Below are 12,321 nucleotides of genomic sequence, written 5' to 3'. Positions count from 1 at the left end.
AGGATGCATGGGTTCTGGAATGCTGGCGATTTGCTCGTCTAGCCGCGGCGGCGCAGTGCATAGACGTGAATGAATTTCTGCTGAGACTTGGAGCAGCGTCCGAACACGAGTTGTCTGAGTTACTAAACCACTTCCAAGAAGGCTCTAATTCCGGCGACAGATTCGCAGCCACATTTTTTTGGGTTGGGTCGTTGGGAAACAAATGAAATGAGCGTGATCAGTTCAAGCACGCGACCAAACAGAACCGGCTACAGCGCTTGCCGGAAAGGGGGCTCACCAGTGGTTCGCCTTGGCGATCACGTGCAGGACGTTGAACAAGGCCGCGCCGAACTGGCGCATCGAGTGCGTGAGCATTGCGAACATTGGGAAGTCCTTGAAGGAGGAGGGAGGGGTACAGCTGATCAGGTCGGCGCACCCCAACATCCGGGCGCGCCTTTCGCATAGGTTGAACCCCGGCACGGCAGAGTGCCGCTGGAGGTGCGCCGGCCTGAGCAGCCGGAGGGTGCCGGGTTTCCACCGGACTGCCCGCCTGGATGTCTCGGCGGTCTACCCCTCATGCCGAAGCTTCGGGCGAATTGGTTGATGGGCCGGCCGTCGCCGCGCTCCTAAGAACGAGCGCCCGAAGGCGCCTCACCATCATCGGGTCGGGCTGGATTCGAACCAGCGAGGCATGCCTGCCTTCGGATACTTCGGGGCGCGACCCCTTGGCATTGCCGAACCTCCCGTGCGCCGTGCGCTCTGTCCACTGAGCTACCGACCCGACGATGGCCCTGCGCGCTTACCCGGCGCAGGTTAGGTACTGCCTTCTTAGCGTGTGGCGCCGTCTCCTGGCGTACAGAGGGTGGGTGCTCCTCCAGCCATCGGGCAACTTTTGACCCATGCCGATATCGCCCGGCTTTCTGCGCCCGCATACTCAGGGATTGAACCGTCGCGGCTTAGCTGGGGCCGAGGCCCCGTTTGCGCGTCGGGTTGAAGATGGTGTTTTCGGGATCGTCACCGCCAAACATGGGCGTTCTCCATGGTTTCCAGGCACAGCGCCTGCCGATACCCCGCACGCGGGGCATGAGCCGGGGCTGTCAGACGGGCGACACGCTGAATTCGTCATCTTCGAAGATGGCCCAGGTGGCGAAGTTTCCGCCGCGATTGCCGCATTCACCGTAGGCGCTCAACGCTGCGGCACGCGCCAGTTCTTCGTTGGCTTCGGTCACTTTGCCGATGTAGCCGATTGCCTCGACATGCACGGCCCACTGCTTCTGTTTCATGGTCATTTCCTCAGTGCTGGGGGTGCTGAGGCGCCTGGGCGGCGCGCTTGAGCAGAATGGCGACATTGCGAGCCTGCGGCACAAGCCACGTCTTGCCGGTCCGCATTGCTTCTCGCCAAATCCGCCGAGCCCGGCGGTGATCGCTCACCAACTCACCGGCCAGCGCGAAAGTCAGTCGTTGATTCTTGGTGTCCATGATTTCTCCTTTGCCCGGTGGGCTGGTTGGCTTCGGTAAGCGCTGACTCGCAGCGCCGGCCGAAACCCGCTTTTCAGCGGTTCGGTAAAGCGAGCCGGGATTCCAACCGGCGTGACCGTTTCTGTTCTTGGCTGTCTACGCCTCACCCTATTGACCCGTGGACCGCGCTTTGGCGGACTGGATACGGCAGGGACACCGCGCAGAGCTGCGGCCATGCCCGCAGGTGCGATTGAGCCGGACGAACGCCCCACATTGGCGGGCGAGCAACATCGGCGACAGGTTGTTAAAGAGCGGTATTGCTGGTGCTGCTCCCGACCCTCTACTAGCTGGCTTCCGCCTAGGCGTTCTGCGGGTTTGGCGCTGCAGTTGTTAAGTGAATATTAGTGTTCACTAAACTTATTGTCAAGTATTTACTAAACAGGCGGCGCAAAAAAGCCCGCTCAAGGCGGGCATGGAATATGGAGACAGAACGATAGTCGTCGAGAGGTAGTGATGACCAGCAATAGATTTTTGCGAAGTCGGTGGAGCCGGTCGAGGTTCGCCCTACCGTGTTGATGCCTGCCTACGACCTGAAGATGCCTTGCAATCGCAACGAGAGCGTCGTAAAGTGCCAATTAATTTTTCTGTAGGAAAATTAATCAATGAGTTCACCCGCTCCAGAACGGGTGCGGCGCTAGTTAACCGAGGAGGGCAGAATGGCTTTGAGCAATGAAATGCGGCGCTTGCAGGCGAAGTGGAACAGCGGCGGAGGATGGCCGAAACGGTTGGAATCGTTGGAAATCAATAACATTCGAGGTTGGGCAGGACAGCGAGTCGATTTCAAGTTTCCAATAGTCGCGCTAGTTGGGGAGAACGGCTCGGGAAAGAGCACAGTGATTCAGGCCGCTGCCAGCATCTATCGTGGATGTGACAAGAAGAGCACCCGATTCGCCTCGGACTTCTTCCCGAAGACTGCGTGGGATGACCATCGAAATGCCCAAATCAAGTACGCCTTCCGAGAAGGAGAGGGAAATCCGTCGAGATCCGGCGTGGTTAGAAAGCCAACTACACGATGGCTTGGTAACGACGAACGTCCCATTCGCGATGTGCAATATGTGGACTTGACTCGCATTCAGCCCGTGTCAGCACGCACGGGCTATTCGAAGATTGCGAAATCGGCCCATACAGAATCATCGGCGACTGCATTCGATGTGAAGCGTGTAGAGCGCTTATCTAGCATCATGGGGCGGCAGTATCGAGCGGCCAAAATGGCGCTCAGTAGCATTGACGCGAAACGCAAAGTTCCGGTTCTGGAGGATGAGCGCGGATCGTATTCGGGCTTTCACCAGGGCACTGGTGAAACGACGATGATCGAATTCTTGCAGGCGGACGTGAACGATTACGGATTGCTGATCATTGATGAAATTGAGACATCACTGCACCCAAGAGCCCAGCGGCGCTTGATTCGCGCGCTGGCCGAAATGTGCCGAGAACGGCAAATTCAAGTGATTGTGACCACCCATTCTCCCTTTATCTTGGAAGAACTTCCTATGGAGGCGAGGATGTACATTATGGGGCGCGGAGTGGGGCGCCAGATGGTTTCGGGAGTCAGTTCCAATTTTGCTATGACCTCAATGGATGATGAGAGGCATCCAGATTGCGAGTTGTATGTTGAGGACGAGGTGGCGCGTGCAATGCTTACGGAAATACTCGCGGCGCGCGCGCCACATCTGGTGAGCCGTTGCCATGTCACCCCGTTTGGAGCGGCCAATCTCGGGCGATCGCTTGGCGAGATGTCGGTCAATAGAGTGTTCCGTCGGCCGACGTGTGTCTTCTTGGATGGGGATAGCGCTCCATCGAGGGGATGCACGTTGCTACCAGGGGACGATGCGCCAGAACGGGTTGTCTTTGAATCGTTGCGAACGAACAATTGGGGTACGTTGTACCAGAGACTGGGCCGTGAATTTTCGGCAGTAGCCGAAGCGTGCGAAGCCGCAATGTTGATTGAAGATCACCACAAATGGCTTGGTGCTGTGGGTAATACGCTTCTAGTTCCTAGTGGCCACGTGTGGCAGGCGATGTGTTCAGTTTGGGCGATTGACTTTCTGGATGCCGATGAAGCCAAGTTAATTTGCCAGCCGATAGAGGACGCTTTGATAGCGGCGAGCTAGGGCAGGCTCGGGCCCTCACAGTCAATTTGAGGCAACACAACTGCCTCGCCCCATCCTCTCCCTGGAAGGAGTGCTGCAAGCTGTTTTGCAGCCTCCTAGCCTTCGTGATCTGCCAGCTCGTCAAACGAGGCCGACGGCACGCATGGCCGCTACGACCTGTTTGCGCTTTTCTTCCGGGCACGGCTTCACCCTATCGCTTTCGCCTCGTTTCGAGTGGCCAAGCGGGGCATCTATCAGTTCCTTCGCAAGTGCGATCCAGCAACTTTGAGCAACCCAACCGTAATGAATCCGGGAGCAGTTTTGCACGTCCTTATACGTCGCCATTGATACGCCTCGTATCGTCAGGCTTTAAGACCGCACCCACTGTCCCGCCTCATCATCCCGCAGCCTGGCGCCAGCCCAGACGACCTGGCCGAGCACGCGGACGGGATGGCCGTTCTCCAGCGGGATATCGGCGTAGGTTGGGTTGAACGATCGAGCCACCCAGCGTCCTGATAGGCGTTCCTTCGTCACCGTTTTCACGATCATCTTGCCGTCATAGTTGATGGCGTAGACGCCGCCCGCAGCTAGATCCCGCAGGGTCAGGCTTTCGTTCGGCACGACGAGTAGGGCGGCTCCGTCGCGGATGACGGGTTCCATACTGTCGCCTTTCGCATACACGACCAGCGCCTTGCCGTTGTCCGCGCCCACCGACTTCAGGAACGACTTGCGGAACTGGATCATGCCGGTCTGTTCTTCGGCATGGTTCTCGATAGGGTCGCCGGCCGCCAGGCGCACGTCCGCCAGCTCGGGAATCTTCTCGAACTTATCGTTGGCCGCGGGTGGTTCGCCCACCCCTACATTTGCCATGATGCCGGTCTCGGTTCTGATTCTGGCGCGCTGTTCGCCTTCCTGCGGAATAGGGGTGCGGCTACCCATTGGGAAGGGATCGTGCGCGGTATCCATATCCACGAGCCCGCCAGCCTTGGGAGGATTTATGGGTGTCGCGGCCGGAGACTGCGCTGCAGACGCGGCAGTAGAAACCTTGAGGCCAAGCTTCAACTGGGCAATCGCAAGCGCTATGGCGCCTTCAAGTTCGCTCAATTGATTGGCCGGCAACGCTCGGACATCAGCTTCGAGGACCGACCGAAAGGGCCATACAGACTCGGCAGACACTTCTGGCTGCTGTAGCACGACTTCAACACTCGCCGCATTCTCAACATCTAGGAAGCCTTCCCCCATCCGATAGTCGCGTTCAAGCCGGCGCGCGGCTCGCTCGCCGATGGGTGACGTCCCGGACAGGATTTGTGAAAAGTAGCTCTTCTCCTTGGCAGGGGCCCCATGTTGCTGGACCCAGGCGCGGAGGTTCGCTCTCCGAATGTCTTGAATGCTCATGGCCGAAGTTTATAGGTCACTAAATTAGTAAACACTTGACCGTGCGGTTTAGTGGAAACTAAACTCCGCGCATGGACCTGAAAACTTACATCGCCAACAGCCCCCGCGGCACGGCCTCTGGCCTGGCCAAGGCGCTGTCCATCTCGCCTTCCTACCTGTCGCAAATGGCTTCGGGGCAGGCTCCAATCTCCCCAGAGCGGGCGGTCGCGATCGAACTCGCCACGGCCAGCGCTGTTACGCGTCGCGAACTGCGTCCTGAGGACTGGCAGCGAATTTGGCCTGAGATGGCTAGTGAGGCGAGGGCGGCATGACATCAATACCTAGCAGTCCGTGTTTTGGTTTTTGCGTCCATCAGGAGCCCTCCCATGACTAAGCCACCGCGGCCGCTTGAGCTTCATCCGACGTCCCTGGTGTTCCACAACGGTCAGTGCGTGGTGGAGGTGGCGACCGATGTTGACGGTTTCTGGATCGAGCTGGGTCCAGAGGCGGGGTTCGCGTTCTTTATGAGGGTATCCCCAGCAGCGTTCCGATTGCAGCGAGTGCAGCCGGCCCTGACTCCAGGCCCTTATCAACGAGCTTCAGTACGAGGTGTTTTGTGGTCTCGGCGGGCAGCGATCGAAGCTGATCGATCCATTTCTTCTTTTCTGGCTGCGGGAGGTCCGATTGAAGGATCGTAGATTCAATCATGGCCTTGATGGTGTCGTCATGGAGCCGCACGGTCACCACACCGAGGATCGCACCGAGGCCTCCATCGTCGGCAAGGAAATCCATCCCGTGCGCGGTGATGCAGGCAGCAACGACCTGCGCAGGCCCGGACATGGAGCGCACGATGGTTGCGTTGATCAAGCCGTGCTCGTGCAAGTACGCAAGGTTCACCGAGTAGTCCGGCAACTCGTTTTCCCAGGAATCTACGTCTACCTCGTTCGGATACTCCGCGGCCAGGCGTTGAAGGCAAGTCAGTTGAGTCTCTCGATTGAGAGTCACCATGGCAGTCCCTTTTCAGAAGATTTGTTGATTGGCGTCGCAAATCTTAGCGAACGGGAGCCGCCCGCTTATATCCAGGAGCCCTCCCATGTATAGCCTCTACGCCCGATTCGTTCTGTGGCTGATTCGTCCAGCCGTTGAGCGAATCGCGGCGGGGGCGCGACAGGGCGGCGTGCGTCTGGCTGCCCGCGCCGTGATCCGTTCGGAACGGCTGCCGTCAGCAGAGCGGATAGATCGCGCATCCGTGCTCACTTTCGCGCATGAGTTGGCCGCATTTTGCGACGAAAAGATCAGGGCGTTTGGCGCGACTGTCCCGATTCCGTCAGGACAGGGAATCCCCCGAGAACCGACTGAAGCGACCGAACAACAGAGTTCCAGCCGTCCGTGGCTTCCGGCGATCGAGACACTGGATTGTTCTGGGCAGCCAATGACGAATACAGATCGGAAAGAGCCGCCTTCAATTGATCGCGCTCCGGGTGAGTTGCAGCAATCGCAGTAACTGCCACCTTGAGTGCGTGAATCATGCCTTGGGTCCAAAGCCAGTTCGGATCTGAATTGTTTTCCATGGTCAGCCCTCTCCATATTGGGGCGAGTGTCTTGTGTGAGAGCAACCATTCTAAGGGGCTGACCACCCGTTTTTAAGGAGAGAGCGCATGGATAGCGCGACGACGCCGGCCCAGCCGGCACCGCAGCCGGCGGCACCGGCAAAGCCTAGCGACAAGGTGCAGATTGGGCCGTTGGACGTGTAGGTCGCAATTCGTTTTTCCATGCAGCGCATCGTAAGGCCGCTGCTGAGCAATAGATACGTTCAGGAAATCAGGAAATGAACATCACCACTGCGGCCGATCTGACGGTGCATGAGTACAAGGGCGGCAGCGAGTCCCTGGGGCCGCTGGTCGGCATTTCGGCGGCCGTGCTGCGCAACAAGGTCAACCCCAACAACACCACGCATCATCTGACGTTGGCCGAGGCGGATCGTATTGTCCGCATGACGGGTGATGTTCGGATCTTGGCCGCCTTCGCGCATAGCAATGGCTATCTGCTGGTCAAGGCCCCGGAGTCCTGCGGCGAAAGCGACATTTCGGTGCTGGAGCAGGTTGCCGGCCTGATGGTCGCCCATGGCAAGTTTGGTCATGAGGTGTACGACGCCCTGGCCGACGGCGGTGTGGACCAGCAGGAGATGGCGCGCGTCACCGCGGCTGGCCGCACCGTCATGGAAGCGGTGGCGAGCGTTGCGAACCGTCTGAGCGGGATGGCCGAGAAATGATCCAGCGCGGCACTTCGGGTGTTCCGGTGCGGGCGCGAGTCCCGTCCACGGAGCGCAAGGGGGGGGCGCGGGCGCGTGCGGCCGAGCAACTCTGCAGGAGCACTCGGTTCCAGGACTGGGTTGTTGCCCGCGTTGGCGCTGCCCCCCAGGGCGTGACAGCTAAACAGCACGCGGCGCAGTTTGTCCGTGACGTTTGCGGCATCACCAGCCGTGCCGACCTGGATCACGACGCCAAGGCGGCCAACTTGTTTTATCTGGCCGTCCGCAAGCCGTTCATCGAATGGAGCGGCATCTATGGCTGACTGTCTGCACATGTTCAGAGGCTACCGCGTGCCGCCGGAGACGGTGCAGGAGGTCCGCCAGGCCATCATCGACACGCCGCGACAGATTCAGGTGAGCGCGCTGAGAGCCATGGTGTCGCCTGCCATGGTGGCGGTTAGCCCCTGGCTGCGGACCACCCGGGATGACGCTGCAGCTGCCGCGGTGGAGTCGTTCTTGTTCGACGCCGTGCGCGCCGGCCTGGTCAGACGCCACATGAACGGCTGGAAGTTCTCGCACTGGTCGCGTGTCCGAAAGCAGCGGGGTGCGGCATGACCTTGAATCGCAAGACGCCCCTGCGTCAGAAAAGCCCAATGAAGCGCGGCGCGCCGTTGAAGGCCAAGACCCCGATGATGCGGGCCAAGCCGATGGCGCCGCCGCGGGCCGCCATGAAGGCGCGCAAGAAGGGCAAGAAGCCGCCCAAGACCGTGTATCGCAACCCGGAGCTGCTGGCGCTTGCCAAGGGCGAGGAATGCTTGCTGCGCGTTCCCAAGTACTGCCAGGGCGGCACGGACGCCACAGTCGCCTGCCATTCCAACCGCCTGCGGGACGGCAAAGGGAAGGGAATCAAGGCCCACGACTGGGCTATTGCCTTCGGTTGTAGCGCATGCCACTGGTTCATTGACCAGTCCATGGCGCCGCTGGAAATGAAGCTGTCCTATTTCATCCCGGGCTTGCGGCTTACGCGGCTGCGGATCGTTGCCATGGGCAAATGGCCCGAGGAAGCCGAGCGCGGGTATCAGCAGCTATATGGGGAGGCGGCATGAGCGCCGTAGTCTTGAAGATGACGCCGAAATCTCCCCAGCTTGAGGAGGGCCACACGCAGATTTCCAACGAGCTGCTGGAGGCGATCACTGCGCATCCGTTCAAGCAGACCACGCTGCGCGTGTTGCTGGCGCTTATCCGCAAGACCTATGGATTCAACAAGAAGGAAGACGACCTTTCCGCCTCGCAGCTGGGCGCCTTGCTGGGCGACATGAAGCGCCAGCACATCACCACGGCGCTGAATGAGCTTGCGGGGATGCGGGTCATCCACAAGCGGCCGGGCAAGTACGGCTCCATCGTGGGCATCAACAAGGACTATTCGCAGTGGCTTGATAGTCCGAAATCCGGACAGGTGAACGAATCTCGGACTAGTGGAACTACTAGTCCGAATCTCGGACAGGTCGCTAGTCCGAAATTCGGACACACAAAAGACAACCTTCCAAAAGACAACCAACAAAAGGAATCTGCTGACGCAGATTCTTGCGCCGACCAGCTTGCGCTGCTTGGCGCCGAAGACGGCAATGCTCCGCCTCCCGTCGTTCAGCTTCCGCTGCAAGACGGCTCCGAGTTTTTGCCCTCCGATGTCCAGCTCGCGGAGTGGAGCGCGGCTTTTCCTCAGGTCGATGTGCCGGGGGCGTTGAAGCGGATGCGGGTGTGGTGCACAGCCAAACCTGCGAACCGCAAGACGCGCCGGGGCATCTCCGCATTCATCGTCAACTGGCTGGCCGGTGACCAGACAAAGGCAACAACCCCAGGGGCGGACCAGCGCCGCCCCGCGAAAGGAGCAAAGATCCATGGAAACTTCAGCAGCCAGGACTACCGGCATGGTGTTGACGACGATGGCCGGTTTTAACTTCGCCACGGAGGAGCGGCATTGCTCCGAGCATGGGGCGTATACCGCGATGAAGACGCCGGTAGGCTGGTCGGACTGCACGATGTGCAATGCCAAGCGCCAGCAGGCCGAGCGCTTCCGCCTGGAGGCCGAAGCCAGCCGCCTGACCATCATGCGCCAGGCTGAGGTGCCCTTGCGCTATCACGGCAAGACGCTGGATAACTACGACGCCTTGAACGAAGGCCAGGGGCGCGCACTGCGTGTGGCGACCGAGTACGCCGATAGCTTCGCCACTGCGCGGGCCGCAGGCCGCGGGCTGATCTTCTGCGGCACTCCGGGAACGGGAAAGACCCATTTGGCCGTGGGGATCATGCATCAGGTGCTGGAGGCCGGTTATTCGGCGCGCTTTGCCGTGGTGCTGGACGCCATGCAGGCAGTGAAAAGCACGTATCGCCGGGACGCGGCCAGCACCGAGGCCGCGGTGTTGGAGAAGCTGACGGCGCCCGACCTGCTGGTGCTGGACGAGATCGGAAACCAGTACGGATCCGACACCGAGCGGATGATCCTGACGAACGTCATCAACAACCGCTACAACGCGATGAAGCCCACCATCATGCTGAGCAACTTGGCAAAGGACAAGCTGGGGGCGGAGCTGGGCGAGCGCGTCATTGACCGGATGCGCGAAGGCGGCGGGCGCATGGTCATCTTTGACTGGGACAGCCACCGGGGGGCGCACGCATGAAGCCCTGGCCGACTACTGGCGCCAAGCGCTCGCCGCGCGCGTCCATCGGTGCGGCAAAGCTCGCTGGCCCGAGCGAAGACACCATCCAGGCCCAGGTGATCAGGTGGGCGACCCTTCAGGCCGGCGTATACCCGGAGCTTGCGCGCCTCTTCCATGTCCCCAACGGCGGCCAGCGGCACGCGGCTGTAGCGGCCAAGCTGAAGGGGCAGGGCGTGAAAGCGGGCGTGCCCGATCTGTTCCTGCCCGTGCCGCGCTACGGTCGGCCTGGGCTCTGGATCGAGATGAAGACGGCCACGGGCACCCTCAGCAAGGCGCAAAAGGATTGGGGGGAGTTCCTGGAGAGCGCCGGCTATCGCGTCGAGGTGTGCCGGAGCTTCGATCAAGCGCGGATTGTGCTGTTGGACTACCTGAATCCGAAAGTGCCTTTCTCCTCGGGGGTGATTTGATGACCCCGGGACGAAATGCGGCCTTGCTGACAGGACAGACGGCGCTGGCTCAGAAGATCTATGCAGTCTTGCCGGCTGAGCGCACCACCGCCTTTACCGCGTTGCGGATTGCCCAGGCCATGAAGGAGACCACGGGCGCATCCCCGGACATACACACCATGCGCGGATGCCTGGGGAGGCTGAAGGAGGCGGGTTTGATCAAAGAGGTTGTGCCGGGGTCGTTCCGGCGCATTGAGGTGAAGGAAAAATTGACAATGACGAATCAGGGGCAGCAGATGATAAGCAACAACTCCCACGGCAAGGCACCCATCGAAATGCCCGGGGGCGCAAAGCAAGCGGCGCCCATGGACGTGCTGGCGATGATCGCCGAAAAGGTTCGGACGGTTATGGCTGGGCTGGGGGCGTTGGCCGAAGAAATCGACCAGGCCGCAATCATGATCGAGGAGCGCGCGGCAGCGGATGCGAAAGAGTTGGCCAAGGTCAAGCAGATTGCGACGCTCCTCAAGGAGCTGGGCTAAGGCTCGGAGGCGCAATGGTTGAGCGATTCGACGCTAACGCCGTTTTGTGGAACTGGGCGCGCTGGTGCTGGTCCGGCGCATCGGTCGGAAACATGGCGTGGTACGAGCCGGCGACTGAGGACTACCACCCGATCGAGATGGGTCATGCGATGGCGGTTGAGCGTCTGCATCAGGCGCTGCCTCTTGTCGAACGCATGATCATCATCGCGGAGTATCCGCAGCGTCATGAACGGTTCGCAGGGCTAGATGCGCACCAGCGGCGCACGGCGGCCCTGCGCTGGATTGCCCAGGTGACGGGCAAGGCAATTTCGGCCACCGAATACAGGCTGTATCTGGGGCTTTTCAAAGACAAGGTGAAACGTGAAGTTTGCTAAGGAAATTATCGGCTTGATGGCGGCCTACCCGGGGCGAGATTTCAAGATGATCGAACTTGTGCGCCATGCTACGGGGGCGCGAGAATTGGCTCCGCGCGAGCGCGAGCGTGATCGCAAGGCCGTTATCCGAGTCTTGGCCCAATTGGCTGATGCGGGTCAAATCCTGCGCCGGCCAACCAGGAGTGGAGTGCGAAACTCGTTGTGCTATCGCTGGAAAAGTGGGACATGAAGTCCTCGCGAAGTGGGACGTAATTTGGGACAATTCGTCCGTCCACAGGTGCGCCCGCACGAAACGCGCCTGATAGCCCGCCATGCGAAAGCAGGCGGGTTTTTTCTTGCTTCTTTTTCACCGGACCCCCGGGTGTGACGAGATAGTGCTTCAACGCTTAACCCTCATGGACACGTCCACATGCGTGCCACGATCTAAATCAGCTCCAGGTGCTTTTTCCCACTGAGGAAGAGAAAGCAATTCTCTGCCAACTTCGCCAGCTTGGATGCGGCGAGCTACATCATCGAGCAATTGGGTGCGATTCGCGAAGTTCCTGCCGCTCAATCCACCGATGAAAAGTCGATAGGTGAGGTTGGGCATTTGGCCCTTCATGACCCCCAGGTCGAGTATTTGGCCTTGCTCGTTGCGAATCAGCAGATGGCCTGGGCGAGCGTAGATGCGATAGATGCGCCATGGTGAAGAAATGGCTGCGTGAGTTGGCTTCGTTCCAATATTCCGGTCTCTTTTCGCACTTTGCGGCGAGGTCGGCGGGAGGCGCCTGACAAAAGCATGCGCGAATTTAGCAATGGACCTTCTGATCGCTCTCACCTGGTCGTCGCTAATTTTGCGAACATTGCCTTTTGCCGGTTGAGCAGGGCAGGTGGATTCGGCGGGCGTTGTACTCGATGCATGCTTGCACTCCTAAATGGCAAGACGGCGTGGTGACGCACATCCAATCGCCAAATGGGCAGGGTACGCCACTTGTCACTCGCAGATTGAATCAATGGAAGGTCGTTACACAAAACTCGGCTAGGTGTTGCACGATGCAAGATTGGCCTGCCTCTCCAAGGGCCCCCACCGTTGTTTGGTGCTATTTGGAAACGT

Annotated in this window: 17 protein-coding genes and 1 tRNA gene; 11 read left to right on the top strand and 7 right to left on the bottom strand. The window is 59.8% G+C overall.

The window, feature by feature from the left end; genetic code table 11:
* Positions 1-640: 640 nt before the first annotated feature.
* The 3 genes from AC1RHV_RS10605 to AC1RHV_RS10595 form a co-directional block, all read right to left on the bottom strand.
* A tRNA-OTHER gene (locus AC1RHV_RS10605) sits at positions 641-760 on the bottom strand.
* Between the two features lie 316 nt (positions 761-1,076).
* The gene (locus tag AC1RHV_RS10600; RefSeq protein ID WP_492300683.1) at positions 1,077-1,262 is read right to left on the bottom strand and encodes a hypothetical protein; all 186 of its coding nucleotides are present in this window, start codon (positions 1,260-1,262) and stop codon (positions 1,077-1,079) included.
* 10 nt (positions 1,263-1,272) lie between these two features.
* Positions 1,273-1,458 (bottom strand): hypothetical protein, encoded by a 186-nt coding sequence (locus AC1RHV_RS10595; RefSeq protein ID WP_486688643.1) that lies wholly within the window; start codon positions 1,456-1,458, stop codon positions 1,273-1,275.
* A gap of 695 nt (positions 1,459-2,153) precedes the next feature.
* On the opposite strand from AC1RHV_RS10595, the gene AC1RHV_RS10590 reads away from it, so the two are divergent.
* Positions 2,154-3,608 carry an ATP-dependent nuclease gene (locus AC1RHV_RS10590; RefSeq protein ID WP_492300681.1) on the top strand — a complete coding sequence of 485 codons (1,455 nt, stop codon included), beginning with the start codon at positions 2,154-2,156 and terminating at the stop codon, positions 3,606-3,608.
* A gap of 348 nt (positions 3,609-3,956) precedes the next feature.
* On the opposite strand, the gene AC1RHV_RS10585 is transcribed toward AC1RHV_RS10590, so the two are convergent.
* A complete protein-coding gene (locus AC1RHV_RS10585) occupies positions 3,957-4,982 on the bottom strand; it encodes a S24 family peptidase (protein WP_492300680.1) in 1,026 nt (341 codons plus the stop codon).
* 71 nt (positions 4,983-5,053) lie between these two features.
* On the opposite strand from AC1RHV_RS10585, the gene AC1RHV_RS10580 reads away from it, so the two are divergent.
* Complete coding sequence (locus AC1RHV_RS10580; protein ID WP_492300678.1) at positions 5,054-5,293, top strand: transcriptional regulator; 240 nt, start codon at positions 5,054-5,056, stop codon at positions 5,291-5,293.
* Between the two features lie 190 nt (positions 5,294-5,483).
* Here AC1RHV_RS10580 and AC1RHV_RS10575 read toward each other — a convergent pair whose 3' ends face one another.
* Positions 5,484-5,969 carry a hypothetical protein gene (locus AC1RHV_RS10575; RefSeq protein WP_175161048.1) on the bottom strand — a complete coding sequence of 162 codons (486 nt, stop codon included), beginning with the start codon at positions 5,967-5,969 and terminating at the stop codon, positions 5,484-5,486.
* A 287-nt stretch (positions 5,970-6,256) separates the two neighbouring features.
* Complete coding sequence (locus tag AC1RHV_RS10570) at positions 6,257-6,532, bottom strand: hypothetical protein (RefSeq protein ID WP_492300677.1); 276 nt, start codon at positions 6,530-6,532, stop codon at positions 6,257-6,259.
* A 257-nt stretch (positions 6,533-6,789) separates the two neighbouring features.
* Here AC1RHV_RS10570 and AC1RHV_RS10565 point away from each other — a divergent pair, with 257 nt between their 5' ends.
* The 9 genes from AC1RHV_RS10565 (at position 6,790) to AC1RHV_RS10525 (ending at position 11,228) form a co-directional block, all read left to right on the top strand.
* Positions 6,790-7,233, top strand: coding sequence for a phage regulatory CII family protein (locus tag AC1RHV_RS10565; protein WP_492300676.1), 444 nt, complete (start codon positions 6,790-6,792; stop codon positions 7,231-7,233).
* A 152-nt stretch (positions 7,234-7,385) separates the two neighbouring features.
* Positions 7,386-7,535: a hypothetical protein gene (locus AC1RHV_RS10560; protein ID WP_492300674.1), complete on the top strand. Its 150-nt coding sequence runs from the start codon at positions 7,386-7,388 to the stop codon at positions 7,533-7,535.
* Positions 7,528-7,827: a hypothetical protein gene (locus AC1RHV_RS10555; RefSeq protein ID WP_492300672.1), complete on the top strand. Its 300-nt coding sequence runs from the start codon at positions 7,528-7,530 to the stop codon at positions 7,825-7,827. Before AC1RHV_RS10560 ends, AC1RHV_RS10555 begins: the two co-directional genes overlap by 8 nt.
* Complete coding sequence (locus AC1RHV_RS10550) at positions 7,824-8,318, top strand: nuclease domain-containing protein (protein ID WP_492300671.1); 495 nt, start codon at positions 7,824-7,826, stop codon at positions 8,316-8,318. The genes AC1RHV_RS10555 and AC1RHV_RS10550 overlap by 4 nt, the downstream gene beginning before the upstream one ends.
* Positions 8,315-9,169, top strand: a complete 855-nt coding sequence (locus AC1RHV_RS10545) for a replication protein (protein ID WP_492300669.1) — start codon at positions 8,315-8,317, stop codon at positions 9,167-9,169. Before AC1RHV_RS10550 ends, AC1RHV_RS10545 begins: the two co-directional genes overlap by 4 nt.
* A complete protein-coding gene (locus AC1RHV_RS10540) occupies positions 9,111-9,890 on the top strand; it encodes an ATP-binding protein (protein ID WP_492300668.1) in 780 nt (259 codons plus the stop codon). The genes AC1RHV_RS10545 and AC1RHV_RS10540 overlap by 59 nt, the downstream gene beginning before the upstream one ends.
* The gene (locus tag AC1RHV_RS10535) at positions 9,887-10,336 is read left to right on the top strand and encodes a VRR-NUC domain-containing protein (RefSeq protein WP_492300666.1); all 450 of its coding nucleotides are present in this window, start codon (positions 9,887-9,889) and stop codon (positions 10,334-10,336) included. Before AC1RHV_RS10540 ends, AC1RHV_RS10535 begins: the two co-directional genes overlap by 4 nt.
* A gap of 23 nt (positions 10,337-10,359) precedes the next feature.
* The gene (locus tag AC1RHV_RS10530) at positions 10,360-10,854 is read left to right on the top strand and encodes a hypothetical protein (protein ID WP_492300664.1); all 495 of its coding nucleotides are present in this window, start codon (positions 10,360-10,362) and stop codon (positions 10,852-10,854) included.
* Between the two features lie 14 nt (positions 10,855-10,868).
* Positions 10,869-11,228, top strand: coding sequence for a hypothetical protein (locus AC1RHV_RS10525; protein ID WP_175161028.1), 360 nt, complete (start codon positions 10,869-10,871; stop codon positions 11,226-11,228).
* 379 nt (positions 11,229-11,607) lie between these two features.
* Here AC1RHV_RS10525 and AC1RHV_RS10520 read toward each other — a convergent pair whose 3' ends face one another.
* Positions 11,608-12,045 carry a hypothetical protein gene (locus tag AC1RHV_RS10520; RefSeq protein WP_175161026.1) on the bottom strand — a complete coding sequence of 146 codons (438 nt, stop codon included), beginning with the start codon at positions 12,043-12,045 and terminating at the stop codon, positions 11,608-11,610.
* Positions 12,046-12,321: the final 276 nt, after the last annotated feature.

It is taken from the genome of Achromobacter sp. GW823-FHT04E03 (assembly GCF_058796095.1).
Note: the sequence above shows the minus strand (reverse complement) of the source record. Positions and strands in the feature narration are given on the sequence as shown.